Annotated in this window: 15 protein-coding genes; 8 read left to right on the top strand and 7 right to left on the bottom strand. The window is 29.1% G+C overall.

Annotated elements, in window-relative coordinates; translation table 11 throughout:
- Window positions 1-67 precede the first annotated feature (67 nt).
- The gene (locus tag ACHZDT_RS11300; protein ID WP_394774730.1) at window positions 68-553 is read right to left on the bottom strand and encodes a GNAT family N-acetyltransferase; all 486 of its coding nucleotides are present in this window, start codon (window positions 551-553) and stop codon (window positions 68-70) included.
- Between the two features lie 10 nt (window positions 554-563).
- Window positions 564-896: a helix-turn-helix transcriptional regulator gene (locus ACHZDT_RS11295; RefSeq protein ID WP_230717865.1), complete on the bottom strand. Its 333-nt coding sequence runs from the start codon at window positions 894-896 to the stop codon at window positions 564-566.
- A gap of 740 nt (window positions 897-1636) precedes the next feature.
- On the opposite strand from ACHZDT_RS11295, the gene ACHZDT_RS11290 reads away from it, so the two are divergent.
- The 3 genes from ACHZDT_RS11290 (at window position 1637) to ACHZDT_RS11280 (ending at window position 4479) form a co-directional block, all read left to right on the top strand.
- On the top strand, window positions 1637-2068 hold the full coding sequence (locus ACHZDT_RS11290; RefSeq protein ID WP_394774729.1) for a hypothetical protein: 432 nt from the start codon (window positions 1637-1639) through the stop codon (window positions 2066-2068).
- Between the two features lie 147 nt (window positions 2069-2215).
- A complete protein-coding gene (locus tag ACHZDT_RS11285) occupies window positions 2216-2977 on the top strand; it encodes a M12 family metallopeptidase (RefSeq protein ID WP_394774728.1) in 762 nt (253 codons plus the stop codon).
- An 11-nt stretch (window positions 2978-2988) separates the two neighbouring features.
- Entirely contained in the window at window positions 2989-4479 is a 1491-nt protein-coding gene (locus tag ACHZDT_RS11280) for a hypothetical protein (protein WP_394774727.1), read from the top strand.
- Between the two features lie 237 nt (window positions 4480-4716).
- On the opposite strand, the gene ACHZDT_RS11275 is transcribed toward ACHZDT_RS11280, so the two are convergent.
- From ACHZDT_RS11275 to ACHZDT_RS11255, 5 genes are all read right to left on the bottom strand, one after another.
- Window positions 4717-5571: a hypothetical protein gene (locus tag ACHZDT_RS11275; protein ID WP_394774726.1), complete on the bottom strand. Its 855-nt coding sequence runs from the start codon at window positions 5569-5571 to the stop codon at window positions 4717-4719.
- Between the two features lie 41 nt (window positions 5572-5612).
- Window positions 5613-6002: a hypothetical protein gene (locus tag ACHZDT_RS11270; protein ID WP_072959173.1), complete on the bottom strand. Its 390-nt coding sequence runs from the start codon at window positions 6000-6002 to the stop codon at window positions 5613-5615.
- Between the two features lie 79 nt (window positions 6003-6081).
- Window positions 6082-6744, bottom strand: a complete 663-nt coding sequence (locus ACHZDT_RS11265; RefSeq protein ID WP_394774725.1) for a hypothetical protein — start codon at window positions 6742-6744, stop codon at window positions 6082-6084.
- Window positions 6745-6962: 218 nt separating this feature from the next.
- Complete coding sequence (locus ACHZDT_RS11260; RefSeq protein WP_394774724.1) at window positions 6963-9959, bottom strand: histidine kinase; 2997 nt, start codon at window positions 9957-9959, stop codon at window positions 6963-6965.
- Window positions 9943-10692 carry a LytTR family DNA-binding domain-containing protein gene (locus ACHZDT_RS11255; RefSeq protein ID WP_072959177.1) on the bottom strand — a complete coding sequence of 250 codons (750 nt, stop codon included), beginning with the start codon at window positions 10690-10692 and terminating at the stop codon, window positions 9943-9945. Before ACHZDT_RS11255 ends, ACHZDT_RS11260 begins: the two co-directional genes overlap by 17 nt.
- A 399-nt stretch (window positions 10693-11091) precedes the next feature.
- On the opposite strand from ACHZDT_RS11255, the gene ACHZDT_RS11250 reads away from it, so the two are divergent.
- The 5 genes from ACHZDT_RS11250 to ACHZDT_RS11230 all read left to right on the top strand — a co-directional run bounded on the left by ACHZDT_RS11250 (window position 11092) and on the right by ACHZDT_RS11230 (window position 15090).
- Window positions 11092-11322, top strand: a complete 231-nt coding sequence (locus ACHZDT_RS11250; protein ID WP_394774723.1) for a hypothetical protein — start codon at window positions 11092-11094, stop codon at window positions 11320-11322.
- 102 nt (window positions 11323-11424) lie between these two features.
- Entirely contained in the window at window positions 11425-12234 is an 810-nt protein-coding gene (locus ACHZDT_RS11245; protein WP_394774722.1) for a hypothetical protein, read from the top strand.
- A gap of 141 nt (window positions 12235-12375) precedes the next feature.
- Window positions 12376-12945 carry a hypothetical protein gene (locus ACHZDT_RS11240; protein ID WP_394774721.1) on the top strand — a complete coding sequence of 190 codons (570 nt, stop codon included), beginning with the start codon at window positions 12376-12378 and terminating at the stop codon, window positions 12943-12945.
- A 140-nt stretch (window positions 12946-13085) separates the two neighbouring features.
- Window positions 13086-14237, top strand: a complete 1152-nt coding sequence (locus ACHZDT_RS11235) for a hypothetical protein (RefSeq protein WP_394774720.1) — start codon at window positions 13086-13088, stop codon at window positions 14235-14237.
- A 469-nt stretch (window positions 14238-14706) separates the two neighbouring features.
- Entirely contained in the window at window positions 14707-15090 is a 384-nt protein-coding gene (locus ACHZDT_RS11230) for a hypothetical protein (RefSeq protein WP_394774719.1), read from the top strand.
- Window positions 15091-15407 lie beyond the last annotated feature (317 nt).

The raw sequence follows: 15407 nt of genomic DNA, 5'->3' as shown, positions 1-15407 counted from the left end.
AACTTTTTCCTTTACAGCAAAAGCATGAGCAATAATTAATTTACTTATGCTGTTATACTATTTGTAATTATTTAATCAATTCGCTTCGTCTTTCCAGAAGTACAGTATCTCTCCAGATTCCATTCTGTTTCCCGATTTTTTCGCGAATGCCTAATATTCTGAATCCAGCTTTCTCATGGATGCGCAGACTTGCTGTGTTTTCAGGAAATATACCAGCTTGTAAAGTCCATATGCCTTCGGCCTCACTCAGATGAACAAGCTCATTTAAAAGCGCAAGACCTATTCCATTTCCGGAATGTTCAGTATCAACGTATACGCTTACCTCGGCTACACCCGCATAAACACATCTTGAAGAAACAGGAGTGAGTGCTGCCCATCCTTTAATTAAATGATTACTTTCGGCAATAATTCTACAAGTGGCAAGATGCGAATCATTCCAGTCTTCCCAAGTTGGTGTAGTGGTTTGAAAAGTGGCGTTGCCTGTGTTTATGCCTTTTTCGTAAATTAACCTAACCTGTGGCCAATCGGCATCCAATAGTTTTCTGATTTCCATATTTAGAAGATTAGCAGCACTCGTTTCTCTTTTTTTCAAGATGAGCTGTGATATGTTCGAAAAAACCTTTTATCTTTTCTAATCCTGGTTCATTAATACAGTAACAAATAGAGTTACCATCAATACTGCCTTTTATCAAACCAGCGTTTTTAAGTTCCTTAAGATGCTGCGATACTGTAGGTTGCGAAAGTGGAAGTTCATTAACTATATCTCCGCATATACAAGTGTCTACTTTTAATAAATATTCCATTATGGCTATTCGGGCAGGATGCCCTAATGCTTTAGCCAAAACGGCAAGTTCATTTTGATTATCTGTAAAGTGATCTGTTTTTGTAGCTCCCATCGTTTTATATTTATATTGCAATATTACGATATATTTTGCCGAAAAAAAATAAAATAAGCTTTTATTGCTTTTTTTATTTCGAAAGCAGGTTGAATGCTTTATTGAATAACTTGCGAAATCTATTAAGTGTTTTTATAGAAATACCAAAAAAATGGATAGCGAATTGAGAAAAAATGTACCTGAATTTACTCCATTTTTCTTTTTAACAACGATAAGGTAAAAGTCAAGCAATTTCAAAAGTGTAAATTATAAGTTAAAAATCTTTACAGGGTTCGAACCGGAAAACTCAATAAATACAAGGGTTTCTCAATTACTCAAAATTGCAGAAAATTTTGTCGAACCAAAAAAAGCCTGTAAAATCAATGCTTCACAGGCTTTGTCTTTTTCTTGTGAACTCCTTGGTACAAAATTCGAACCTTTTACTTGAAGATTTCCAAGTTTTAAGCGAGTTGACAGAGGTTTAATATTGAAAGTATTTGATTGCCCGAGTTTATCAAAAAGTTGCAACTAGCCTAAATGGGACTGATACAAAGCGAATCTAATTGTATGAAATACAAAGTCCCTTAAGTTTAAGGATATCTACTAAATAAACAAAAAGCTTATCATTTGTTCCAGCAATATTGAAAGCTTAGGCTTAATAATATTGTATTTATATATGTAATAACTCGAAAGGTTTCAATATTAAAAATTCACCGTATTGAAAACTAGAATATTAAAATAACAAACTAAAATTTAAAATTATGAAACAGTTACCTGATTTAGACACATTCGCAAAAATTCTAATAAACAAAGGCTTTAATGGTTCCTTTCAAACGGCAGTAGCCTATCCGGGAAAGTTAAAAGAAAGCATTACCGAATATATGGAAGCCTGTAACAATGGTAAAGAAAGATATAATAGAGACGGCAACTTTTTACTAACGACTTATCTGCAATGGTCAGGAGATGATAATCCGAGTATTGTATGCGATTTTTGGGTAAGACAAGAGAACGACGGTTTTGATATAAAAAAAATGGAAATTACATGTAAAGACAGATACGGACAACTTTTGAAAAAATCGGAACTAAAAAACCTTTCAATAGGTTCAATTCCGACATTCAAGGAAGCCATTGCCCAGGTTTCTGTATTTTCTCAACAAAAACTTTCTTCTCGAAAAAGAGGATTTAGAATTTAATAACTATAAAATAATTAAAATTTAACTAGTTTAAAAAGAAAAAGTTAGAATAAGTAATTTTATTTTTGAAATTATAAATCCAGTAGAAATACGTGTTTCATATTTTTTAATTTGTTATAAATTAGTACGATTAAAATTACTAATAGTATGGCAAAAAAAAATATTGTTATCTTTTTAGTATTTCTTGTACTAGCAATACTGGTTTATGTGTTCTTCTTTGGGAAAAGAGAAAATAAGCATTTCGTCTGCGGAGTACCACCTTCGCAATTAAGGATCAATCATCCCAATTTTAATCCTAATAAGGGCGTTTTTAATCCTCCGTACAAATGGAGAAAAAGAAAACTTAATGTCAACTTCATTGACATTAACGATTATGATTTAATGGTGAAGACATTAGCTGTCGCTAATTTATGGTCAAAATCTGCCAATATAAAATTCGTTTTAACAACTGATATTTTCGATTCAGATATACGAATTTCCTTTAGAGGTAATAACGGTTATCTTTCAGCTATAGGCAATTCTGCAGAGGACGATATTTATAACGCGAAGCCAACACTTTGGTTAGAAAATCTTGACCACCAGTCAGAAGAGGAATTTAAAAGAGTCGTTTTACATGAATTTGGGCATGCAATAGGTCTGGAGCACGAACTGCAAAATCCAAGATCACCAATTCTGTGGGATTCATCTGCGGTCTATAAGTACTATATGGATGAATATAAATGGGATACTGCAATGGTTGATAATAACGTATTTTATAAATTAAAAGGTATAAAATACACAGAATTTGATAGCAAATCAATTATGATATATGCGGTACCGGCATTCTTAACAAAAAATAATAAAGAAATTCATTGGCCTAAGGAGTTATCTAATAAAGATAAACAAATCATTAGTAAATACTACCCTTAAATTTTTACATTATGAAAAACAAAATAGCCCTTTTATTTATGTTTGTTTGTGTTTTATTTACTCATCAAGTGTTAGCGCAAAATGAAGAGACTATAAAAATTGACTTTTTAAAACCAGGTCAAGAACTTAAAGATAGAAATTTAGAATATAAGACGAAATATATCCTAAAAATTGAAAATATCAATCGAAATTTATATAAGGTTGAAAGTGCCATAACTTCTGAAAATGTCAACGCTACCATGCCTGATATTTTTAAAGGAATAAAACTGCCTGGTTATTTAAATTTAGCAGTACCCAAAATTTCATCTACAACAGGCCCATTAGCCGCATCACCCATTAGTAGAAGTAATTATAAAACAACTATTGAGGGTCATCTAAAGACTATAAATGAATCCAATGCAACCTTTAAAAAGACAGCCGTTTTAAATAATGATTTTATAAATCTATTTAACACTTGTAATACAGAATATAAAATAATTGAGCAAAACTTAATAGATAAGGTAAATACGTACTTGGGATCAAAGGTTACCGATCGAGCTACTCAATCAGATAAAATTAAATCAACACTTGAAAACGTAATTAATTCATCGGAAACAGCAAGAGATCAATTAGATCTTGTAGTTCCAAAATACACTTATGAAATTGACAAAGAAATAAAGAGCAATACTAAAGTTATACTGAAATGGGAAAAAGAGCCAGTAAACAAAAAGGATGCGAAATATGACAGATCCTTAATTGCCTACGAAAAAGCTAAAGATGAAAATGAAAGTTATACTAAATTAAAAGATTCTATTAATGCAGTAATCGTTAAAACCAACGAATCTGTTGCGACGATGATAAAATTTAGAGATGAAAATAAAATTAACGAGTTAGTTAACAATTACAATATTATAAATGAGTCAAATTTTACTTTTACGAGCGAACCGATACTAGTGAAGACCGATGAAACGAAATTTGATATAAAAATCACCTCAGATAAGTTATTGCCCTGTAATTTAACTGATAAAGTACATATTTTAGAAACATTGAAAACAAAAGGTGGCTGGAAAATTGATTTCAGTACTGGTATATTTTTTAATGGCGGTAATGATGACTTTATGGGACGGGAATTACAGTATCAACCTATTACAGATTCAACTGTTACTATTAAAAATAAAGATGGCGGGGATCGAATTCTACTTTCTTTAGGAGCACTAATGCATATTTACCGTAGAACTGGTAAATCAGTAAATTATGCACTGAGTCCAGGTTTAAGTACAACCACGGCTTTCGATGGAGTAAATTTCCACTTAGGAGCTTCCGTTTTATTGGGATATAAAAATAGGCTTGTAATTACAGGAGGATTAGTTCTAAGAGAAGCCAAAATTTTAGATAAAAACTATAACTACAATACAGAATATTTGAAAAAAGAGATTCCAGAATCTCCTCCAACAATTAAAGTTTTTCCAAAAGCAGGCTGGTTCTTTAGTTTAACTTATAATTTTTCAGAGTTTAAAAGTTAATAAGTAAAATTAAAACTTGCAGTCCTAGAAAAACATAATGTCTTTTTTTTATTGTTCATGCTAAAACCTAGATTGTTACCCGCCACTGTTAATTAATACTGATATTCAACCGGATCAATCCATAATTTATCAAGTTATAAAAAATTGCAACTAGAACATATCTGTTTAGTTCGTTTAAAATGTTTTTTTTTCGATTTTATTGACTCTTGGAAAATTGTATATCCTTTTTTTCTTTAATTAATCCTCATCCTGGTTTAATAATTGCAAATAGATGTGGCTGTATTCATCCCATCTATTCCCGTCTTTAAAACCTCTGTCAAATTTAGCAAAGTAATTTATTTTATGTTTATCAAATTTCACACCGCTGGATATCCCGCTGTCTAATTCTTCATTTGTTAATTTATGTGGTACAGATATGTAAACTTCTACTTCATATTCGTCTATTAAATAAGAATTCCAATAATTAGGCCCATATTTACTATCTTCATTATATACTATAAGATCATCTCTAAAAAGTATAATTTCTCTTTCACCCTCTTCAGCTCTTTCCGCGAAAGATTCGATTAATCTTTGATGTGCGTTATATGCTTTATAATCATTGATATCTCTAGGTATTTTACTCATACTGTCCTGTTTTCTTCTTGATTCAGCAATTACAAATTTCCAGTCAGCGATTTTTTTTCGTATTTTAGCATTTGATGCAATCGTCCTGTCTTTGCCAATTGAGCTGCTCAGTATTTTAATTGTGTCTATTTTTGCTTCAACACTTTTGGCGATCTCTGCATATAGTTTCTTTTTCACGCCTTCATTGGTTAAACTATCAATGAGAACCTCCTTAACCGGTGGTTTATCTTTGTTTTTTTCATATTTGGCTGAGGTAGCTAACCACATTCCTCTATCATAAGGCGACATGTTATTTAATTTCATTACTAGTATCCTAGATTCTTCCCTCTTTTTGTGATCTGGAAGTGATTCAAACCATAGAACATAGTTTTTTACTTTAGTCTCATAAGATAACGGTGCCTTTTTTGATTGGCCTTTTAGCGATATTGCAAAAACTAATAATAATCCAAATATTATTTTTTTGATCATAATTCAATTGTCTTTAATTTTTTGATTAACTTTTATTACCATTACACTTTATGGTATTCATACATTGAGCTGCCGTCCTGCAATACATTGGTTATAACTATCCATTTGGTTAAGGTATCAATTGTGACAATCATCTTACCATTTGGACCTGTACCTTTATAAATAGTTTTACCAGTTTCTTTAGTAACTTCATTGACGTTCATTACAATCTTCTCTTCGCCATCTGGAGATGAAGTCGAAATAATAATTTTTCTAGTTTTATCTTTCCATGTTATAATCGAAAAAGATTCAGCTTCTTCAATGATATACTTGGGCATTTTCGTCAATTTCTTTTCAGTGTACATTGACCAAATAGTTTCATATTTTAAGTCCTGAGCATGAACTCCAATTGAAATTGATGACAGTGCAATAAAAATTAGTAGTATTTTCATTTTTAAATTTTACTTTTTATTATTCGTTTAAGGCTCACAAAAGACTAAAAACAAGAAAGTTTCAACCCGGTTTTAATAATTATATTTCTTCATATATAACATATTCTGAATCTTCACCTGCTTTAAAATAATCGATAGCTGCTTTTTTAAAGTGATTCATTGTATAAAAATTAAATCCTCCACCAATGATAGCACCTACACCAAAAGGAATTAACTTTCCTAAAGCAACACCACCTCTTTTAGCACCGTATTTAGTCACAATTGTAGTTCCTACTTTTTGATTAATTTTCTGCAAAACTTTGCCCGAAACATTTTTGTTAAATTGAACAGCAGCAATTTTTGCTGCCACTTTAGTACTCATTACTTTAGCAGACTGAATGACTCCACACCAAAGCCCCAATATTCTGATGAATTCAACATTAAATTCTGCATTAATGTCTTTATCATAAATTAAGGCTATTCCGTAACAGCTTGAAGCCATCCATCTTAACATTAAAGCCAAATCTCCGGAAACTGTAGTAATCTCAGCTGCAATCTGCACACCAGTTCCAATACCTGGAATTACACTAGGTAAAGCGCTCGCAATACCCACTGAAGTATATTTTTTGCGGAGTCTGTTTCCAAATAAATCAGCTAGTTCATCTTTTGATTTATTTGGGTTACTCTTTTTTAATTCTGCAATTTCGGTCTTAATTGAATCAAAAGAAGGAGAGACTGCATTAACAATTGTCAATAAATCCATGTTTTGTTTTTTATTTTTATGCTTCTTTTAAACTTTTTGTAATGTAACTAAAAGGCTTATATTGTATTTTTTTTCAAAAGTAAAATTTAAAATTACTTTTAATGATTTTGCCAGTGAAAGCATCTTTTCACCTTATGAATCCCCTCTTTTTTACCCATAAACAAATAATGCCCTTACCAGTTTAAGGTAAGGGCACTGTTTTTAATCTCAAAAAAGGATTACACTTTTAAATGGATGGTAACTGTGGTTCCACTTTTTTCTATGTGTTGAACATCAATCTTATTTTCGAATGATCCTTTTAATAACGTCAAGCGTTCCTTTGCCAGGTTAATTCCTTTAGAATTATGAGTTTTTATAATTTCTTTATCCCTGCATCCTACACCGTTGTCAATTATTTTACATTCCAAAATATGTTCATTCAATATTGAAAAAGAAATAATTAATTTCGGATTTTTGTGGGTGTAATCAAATGCATGAACAAAAACATTTTCTACAAAAGGCTGCAGCAACATTGTGGGAATTTCATAGAAATAGGGATCAACTTCGGGATCAATTTTAAATTCAAAATGTATTCTATTATCAAATCGCATATTTTCAATAGTTATATACAATTTCAAATATTCGATTTCCTCTTCCAAAGTAATTTTTTGCTGGGAAGAGTTTTCCAATGTTTTTCGCATTAGCCTGGCGAATGCCTGAATATAATTCAATGAATTCTCAACATCATTATTCATAATATAACCTTGTATATTATTCATAGCGTTAAACATAAAGTGTGGATTCATCTGACTCAATAATGCTTCCAGTTTGGTTTCGGCTATTCTTCGCCGTATTATTTCTTTTTCCTTAGCTTTCTTTTTATTATGCAAAAGCCAAAAAGATATAAGACCAGCGGCCAAGATTGTAACAAGAGTAATAAACCACCAAGTAAACCAAAATGGTGGTGCTATATCAATTTCAAGTATATTAAAGATACTTGAAATTCCAGCATTCATATCCAGCACTTCAATTTGGAGATTGTAGTTTCCAAATGGCAAATAAGGCAAAAACACAGTAGTTTTATCGCTATAAGGACTCCATCTGTTTTTAGAATTAAGTCGGTATCTAAATTTTAATTTCTTTGGAAAAGCGTGTCCTTTTGGTAAAAAATCAATTAAAAAAGAGTTATGCTTATAATCGCATTTTAATTTCTTTAAGTTGTATTGAAACCAATTTTTATGTGAAGAATCTAAAGGCATATTATTTATTAAGATCTTACTGATCACAATAGATTTAACCTTAATTTGTTTTTGTAAAAGCTGCTTTAAATTGATTTTATAATATCCTTTATTGGTCCCCAGCCACAACTCATTTTTGAAAATTTTTGAGGTAGTTATGACACAATCTTTCAGTCCTTGTTCCTGATCCAGAAGACGAACTATTCCATTTGTGTAAATATTGATTCCTTTTTCGGTACCAATTAATAGAAAGTCCTTATAAGATTCTAGAAAAAGAATTGTATTGCCGATAAGTTCATTTTTAGAAATCGTTTTTACAACTTTAAATGATTTTGAATCATCAACAATAAATACATTTCCAAATTCTGCTGCCAGAACAAGCTGTCCTTTATTATTTACGGTAATATGCTTGAATTTTTTCTCTTTCCAAATTCCGTCAAATAAATACGATTGGAATTTGTCGTTTTTATATACATAAAGTCCATTAAAAACAGATATAAGATAGGTTTTATTATTGTGATTTAGAATCTTGACAATATACTGAGGGGTATTAGATTCGAATTTAGAATAATGATTATTTTTAATTTTATATACATTATCATAAACCCTAGTTCCTGCATAAGTTATGGTTTCAATAAATTTATCATTATAAGCAAAACCTATTTTTAAGCTGTGCTTGGGTATATAATTTAAAATATTTCCCAGAGCATTAATCTCAAAAATTCCGATATTACTTCCTATCCAAAATGAATTCTTGTGACGAATCATTTCATAAAATTCAATTCCCTTTGCCGGAATATCAAAATTCAATCTAAAATCTCTGGATTCAACACTTTGAATAGTTTTATTATTTTTATGCTCTCTTAAAAATTTCATTTCAAAATCTTTAAAAGCAATGAGTGGAATAGTTTTTAAAATTGAATTATTTAAGTTTAAAAAAGTAACTCCTTCATTGTGTAAAATCACCTTTTGATTATCAATACTTTCAAATCCAATTATTTTCTTTTCATCAAATTTATTAAAATCAATCATTTTATTAAGTCTTACTTCATAAATCCCTTTGTCATTTGATCCTACATACAAAACATCTTTAACATTATCATAAACTACATTCAAAAGTACTTTTGAGTCAATGCCATAGAAATCAGATACATCTGTCATTTGATTGTTTTCAATTTTGAATAGTCCACCATCTGTATTATAAACACCCCAGGCTGCTGCAAAAATTGAATTTCTTTTATCTCTGGCAAATTCCCAAACAAATGATTTTCCAAATTTAACTGAAGTTAAATTTCCTTCTTTAATTTTCTCAATGTCGTATTGATCAATAAAACCTTCATTACCACTGTAAAGTATGTTATTAAATAAACCTAAACTATATGAATTTTTATGTAAAACGACAGGTGAAATTTTAGGTATTCTTCCAGATTGATCAATTTTATACAGCCCTTTAAAAATAGAAGTAAAATAAACTTCTTCTTTATATTTGAAAAAGGAAATACATATAAAATCTTCTTCATGAGAAGGAACGTTTGGTGAAGTTAACTGGTTTGTTTTAATATCAATTATAGAAACTCCTTGTTCTGTACCTACATAAATTTTATTTTTAAAAGAAAATACTTTTCGAACTTTATCGGCTAATAAACCATTTTTTGAAGTAAAAACAGTAAATTTTTCTCCATCAAATTTTGTCACCCCGCCACCATAACTGGCAAACCACATATTTCCATTAGGATCTTCTGTAATATCCCAGCAGCTATTATGTCCCAGACCATCGGATTGATCAAGATTAGAAAAAGAACCATTTTCCAAACGTGAAACACCATTCTCCGTTCCAATCCATAAAACATTTTTAGAATCTATGAATAAAGCACGAACTGCATTATTTGGGAGCCCCTCTGCGGTAGAATAATTTTTTGAAGGGAAATATTGGGAAAAAACAGAAAAATGTAAAAAATAAAGAAATGAAAAATAAAAGAACTTATTTCGTAATAGCATCTATAAGTTCCTTTTTATTCATAATTCCTTTAGATGAAGGTATCATATCGCCTGTGATCAATTCTAATTGAGAGCTGTTGGCTTTATAACTAATAATATAATTTGCATTAACCACAAAACTTCGATGTACTTTTATGAATGAAAGATTTTGCAAAGACTCAAAGTTTTCTTTTAAAGATTTAGTTGAGTAATAATCTCTTTCAATTGTACTTACAATAGTATTTTCTCCATCTGCCTTACAGTACACAATACTATTAGCTTGTACAATATCAAAACCGTTTTTCGACGGAAAAGCAATTTTATGTTTATCTGTAAATTGATTATTTATATTCTCAATCAATAACTTAAAACGATCAAAACTAAGTTTTTTTAATTTATTAACTTCAAATCGGGAAATTGAAATAGCAAAATCCTCTCGACTAATTGGTTTCAATAAAAAATCCAATGCACTGCTGCGAATGGCCTGTATAGCATATTTTTGATGGGCTGTTGTAAAAATCACTTCAAATTTAATAGTGTCAAAATAATTGAACAATTCAAAACCATTTTCCGGTTTCATATCAACATCCAAAAAAACGATATCGGGATTGTGTTTTCTAATGGCAGCTACAGCACTTTTGACAGCATTACATTCCTCAACTATTTCAATTCGCTCACTGTGTTCGATACACAATCTTCTTATAACACTTCGAGCGTTGGTTTCATCGTCAACAATAATTACTTTTAATTTCATATGCTATTATTATAAAATTGTGAAAATACTATAAATATTTCAAATGAACATACTAAAAAGGAATACGGTCAATTAACAAAACTAATAGTGAATTTACGATGTTTCTTTCTTTAACACCTATAATCAAAACTAATTTGCTTTCTTAATTTTAGTATGCATAATTTGAACCGATAAACTCAATAAATACAAGGTGTTAAGCCTATTGGTTTTAAGTTTTAGATCTTCCTGATAACAAAAAAGAAAAGAAAAAATTAAAGAGTCTATTCATTTTCAATAACTATTTTATTAATTTCTGTAAAGACTACAATACGTAGAGATAATTAGTTATCGTGCATAATTTGGATTGACATTTTTTCTTTGTCTTATTTTTGAAATATTAACTTTATAATTATATAAAAAATGTCAAAAAAAAATCAAATTGCTATCGGTAAAATAATTGCAAAAAAAATTACAATAAGTTCAACAAAGCAAAAATCAGTAGATAACAGATCGAATCAATTAAATCCTAATAATACTGAATATCTTAAATCCCATTTAAAGAGTAATACAAAAGTAAATGCTAAGAAAAATGATGATTCTGATTGGGATGATGATAATTTTGGCGATGATTGGGAATTTAATCATGATTAATATAAAATAAGTTCAAAAATATTTATTTAGACTTTTATCATTAAGCTTTAATATAATTTACTAGTTTAGCTAGTAATCCTCTGCTGAGTTACGACCATTTGTATGTTAGATAAATTTTTACAAAATTATAAGAGATTGTCTTTTGAGAAAGAAGAGGAATTGACTAATAATTTTTTCGTGATGTTTTATGGAGGTGAAAAAGAATTATTATCTCGCTTAGATAAATTAAAAGAACAATCAAATACTGATAAAGAAATTTTTGAAATTTTGAAAATTGAAACTAATTTAGATTTTTGGTTGAAAATAGAAGAAATATTACAATTTAATAATATTACAGAATTAATTAAAGCGACTTCTAGACTACAAGAGAACAGAGATGAGTTAGTTAATTTAATTACTGATTATGAGGGTTTAAAAAAGATGTTTGCGATTCAGAAACCTTTCGCAGAGTATAATTTTGAAACTCTATTTGACATTAATTTTGATGGTAAAAACAGAGAAGAAAGCAAAAATCTGGCAAAAGGAATAATTTATGTAACTAAAGAGACTATTGCTAAAGAATTCGATTGCAATAAGAGAACCTTAACAAAATGGCTTAAAATTTGTTTTGAGGATAGATTTATTAGAAAAGACAGAAAGATTACTATAGAAGAATATATAGAAATTTTTGAAAAGTTCTTTTTAAATGATGATGAATATCTGGACTTGAATAATGATCTAAATAAATATTTAAATAGATTGGAAAAAGGTGTCAATTTCAGCAAAAGTGATTTGGCTAAATTATGTGACTCTGATTTGAAAACTCAAAAAGAGAACCTTAAAAAAATAGCATTTTTCTCATCTATAAATAAATTTCCATATTCCATTTGTAAAAATTTAGCAAGTAGAATGGGATATGAATTGGAGTTTTAGTTTTTTAATATAATTTAATACCAAAATTTTAAATATATAATCTTATTTATGTCCCAAATCCAGCATAATTCTGATGTAATTAGTCCAATACATGTCTTTTATATAAAAGGGAGCAGTAATCTTAAATCACAATCGCAAAAAATGAGAAAGATATTTTCATTACCATTCTTATTCATCTTAATCTCTTGTAATGATGTGAAAATCATCGAATCGAAAGATAATTTTTCTTGTAGACAGGAATTAACTTGTTTTGGAATTAACAATCATTACTCAAAAGCTGACGGAATTGATGGCGGTAATAGATTTGGAGATATTGAAACTTCTAAATACCACGATAAAATACTCAAAAAATATCCAATTGCTAAAAAAGAAAATGTAAAGAATTTAGAAAAAACGAAAACTTTAATCTTAAAAAATAATTCTGAAACTAAAGCTTATAAAGTAACTATTCAAAAAAAAATTAATAACTCTAAAGTTGAATATGAAGATTTTGAATTAGAGCCGACTAAAAGCATCTGTCTTGGTTGTAGTGAAAAATATTTTGTTAAATTAATAAACGGGGGAACAATAGAAAAGCAAGAAAAAATATTGATAGGAAATCCAGTAATTACAAAAACAAAATATAATTTTCTTAAATACGAAGGTGAAGTTATAAAATCCGAAAGTATTGATTACAAGATTCACAAAACAGAAGTAGTAAAAGAATACTAAAAAAGACTACTTTGCTAGCTAGCGGAATTATCGTTTCACATCAACTTTTCTGCTAAGCAGAAAATTGAAAGGTTACGAACTACAAAGCATCTCAAAGAACCACAACGTTTGCAGCAACCCTAAAAAATAACGAAAAAATAATGAAATTAAATAAATATTGGTTTAACCTCAAAAGAAAAATAGCAGTTATTTTCTTTAAAGATGTTATGTCCTATAATTCTAAAATATACCTTTCCTACTTAAATGAACCTACCAAAGGACTGAGAGAACTCTATGACATTTCCAAACATCGTCTATTAGATGAACTTGAAGAAAACTTAAAAAATGGGATTAAAGATTCTTTACTTTATGATAGTTTGTATAACTTCTATGCGGAAACGCCATTGTATCAATTTATTGCAATGCATTATGAAATGACTAATTGTTATTTAGATGTAATAAAAAATTATGAACTGAACAATGCAAATTTAGTAGACAAGGAAAATCTATATATCCTTAGAACTCTGTTACAAATTTCAGCAAATAATGCTGTTGAAGCAATGGCAAGTTGGGAATTGGCAAATGAAGAAAAGCAAAGAAAAACCGGTATTAAGAATTCTATATCTAGTTTGATTAACAAACTACCAGAACAGACAATAATAAGGCCAATAAATATTGCATATTCCAATAATTTATTTATTTCAAATTGTTTTTCAAAATATCCAACACTAATAAATAGCGACCTAAAAAATTTAATATCAACACTAACAGGAACAGATGCAATAAGTTTACTTTCAAGTGGTTTGAGAAATGTTCAAGTCTCTAGTTTAATACAATCACATAATAACTCGTTACAGATTAATAAAATGTTTGCTCAAGAAATTATAAATAGTCTTTGTATATTAAATGAATCAATAATAAAAGACTACAGCCAAGTAACAACAACAATTCCTAGAAGAAAGGATAGACAAATTGGTCGAATGTTGTCACCTCCAACTCTTAGTACTATTAATATAAATGTTTCAACAATTTTAGGAAATTCTATTGGTGGATATACAGCTTTATATGCAACTGAACAACTTCTTGATGACAATCATTTTAATACCCAATTCCCTGTTTTTATAGGCAACTTAATGAATAATACATTAGCTCCAGACACTTTTAAAGCACATATCCTGTTAGGAATACACGCTTTAAGAAATAGAGTATTACACGATTATGACGATACTTTATGTTTTTACACAGATGCAGACTTATTTATAAAAACAATAGGACTTCTATTTGTCGGAGTTAATATCACAAAAGATATATAACTAAAAAAAAGGCATCTGCCAACACACTTTTCAAGACATTTGTAAAATTTAGTGGAATTATCGTTTTTTGTGGTTTGTTTGTTTAGCCGAAAAAGACTTGTTTTCTTAACTTTCAAAAGTCTAGGAGCGGGAAAACGTTGCCTAATATATGTTTAAATCTTCAAACATATATCGAGCAGAAAATTTTATTACAGCTAACCCAGACAAACTATTCTTGATAATAAAAGAAGACTTTAAGAAGAAAGAAATTATAGTTAATCTAAACGAATATTTAAAGAACCAGTCTGAGTAGAGCTGCAATAAATTTAAAAATAATAAACGATTGCAATGATAAAAATTATTAAAGAAAGTAAAATTAGAATTCAAGAAGAAGAACAAAGAATTCGCACTAAAATAATTGAATATCTAAAAGAATGTGATTATACAAGCCATTCAAATTCTTTTCAAGTTCTTGATATTAAACATCTGCATGAACTTCAAGAAATTTATTATGCCAGGATTTTATATTTTAATGACGGATTTAAAATTTGAAAACAATAATTGTTTATTTGAAATTGATGACTTTAAGGCTATCTACCGTGGACATTCATATTTTGTGAAGGACAGAATTATGAGTCATCTATTCAATCTAGATTACAATAAAAATTCTTCTAAACACAAAACGAAATATACCATTTGCTTAAAAATTGAAGATGGGGTTGAGGGAATAAATATTAATCAACAGCCATATTCTGATTACTCTTGGAAAATAATTGTCCATAAAATGAAAGATAGCTCAAAAATGATTAGAGAACAGGCAGAACTTGCTTTTGACAATATTTATAATCGACCATTAAAAAGTAGAGAAAGATAAAGTTTGTAACATAAGATTTTATATGAATTAATATAAAAATTGAACTTAGAAATAATTAATCATTAAATATTATTGAATTATATATATAAATATTTTTAGTAATACATATTCTGATGGTTTCAATAACATACGGATCGGTACGTTCAAATTAATTACATCGTACATTAATAAACTACTAACTGAGAATATTTATAAAGAAAACGATAAAGTTACAATATAGTGCAAATTCTGGTAAAAGTGAGCACCCCATTCCGGTAAAAGAGAGCAATTGATTCCGGTTCAAAGTGAGCACCCTATTCTTGTGAAAGAGATCAATT

It is taken from the genome of Flavobacterium sp., from assembly GCF_043722275.1.
In the GTDB taxonomy this organism is placed as follows: domain Bacteria; phylum Bacteroidota; class Bacteroidia; order Flavobacteriales; family Flavobacteriaceae; genus Flavobacterium.
Note: the sequence above shows the minus strand (reverse complement) of the source record. Positions and strands in the feature narration are given on the sequence as shown.

Bases quoted from the DNA above. Each gene is read 5' to 3' on its own strand.
- ACHZDT_RS11300 (WP_394774730.1), bottom strand. From the start codon at position 553: ATGGAAATCAGAAAACTATTGGATGCCGATTGGCCACAGGTTAGGTTA.
- ACHZDT_RS11295 (WP_230717865.1), bottom strand. From the start codon at position 896: ATGGGAGCTACAAAAACAGATCACTTTACAGATAATCAAAATGAACTT.
- ACHZDT_RS11290 (WP_394774729.1), top strand. From the start codon at position 1,637: ATGAAACAGTTACCTGATTTAGACACATTCGCAAAAATTCTAATAAAC.
- ACHZDT_RS11285 (WP_394774728.1), top strand. From the start codon at position 2,216: ATGGCAAAAAAAAATATTGTTATCTTTTTAGTATTTCTTGTACTAGCA.
- ACHZDT_RS11280 (WP_394774727.1), top strand. From the start codon at position 2,989: ATGAAAAACAAAATAGCCCTTTTATTTATGTTTGTTTGTGTTTTATTT.
- ACHZDT_RS11275 (WP_394774726.1), bottom strand. From the start codon at position 5,571: ATGATCAAAAAAATAATATTTGGATTATTATTAGTTTTTGCAATATCG.
- ACHZDT_RS11270 (WP_072959173.1), bottom strand. From the start codon at position 6,002: ATGAAAATACTACTAATTTTTATTGCACTGTCATCAATTTCAATTGGA.
- ACHZDT_RS11265 (WP_394774725.1), bottom strand. From the start codon at position 6,744: ATGGATTTATTGACAATTGTTAATGCAGTCTCTCCTTCTTTTGATTCA.
- ACHZDT_RS11260 (WP_394774724.1), bottom strand. From the start codon at position 9,959: ATGCTATTACGAAATAAGTTCTTTTATTTTTCATTTCTTTATTTTTTA.
- ACHZDT_RS11255 (WP_072959177.1), bottom strand. From the start codon at position 10,692: ATGAAATTAAAAGTAATTATTGTTGACGATGAAACCAACGCTCGAAGT.
- ACHZDT_RS11250 (WP_394774723.1), top strand. From the start codon at position 11,092: ATGTCAAAAAAAAATCAAATTGCTATCGGTAAAATAATTGCAAAAAAA.
- ACHZDT_RS11245 (WP_394774722.1), top strand. From the start codon at position 11,425: ATGTTAGATAAATTTTTACAAAATTATAAGAGATTGTCTTTTGAGAAA.
- ACHZDT_RS11240 (WP_394774721.1), top strand. From the start codon at position 12,376: ATGAGAAAGATATTTTCATTACCATTCTTATTCATCTTAATCTCTTGT.
- ACHZDT_RS11235 (WP_394774720.1), top strand. From the start codon at position 13,086: ATGAAATTAAATAAATATTGGTTTAACCTCAAAAGAAAAATAGCAGTT.
- ACHZDT_RS11230 (WP_394774719.1), top strand. From the start codon at position 14,707: ATGAACTTCAAGAAATTTATTATGCCAGGATTTTATATTTTAATGACG.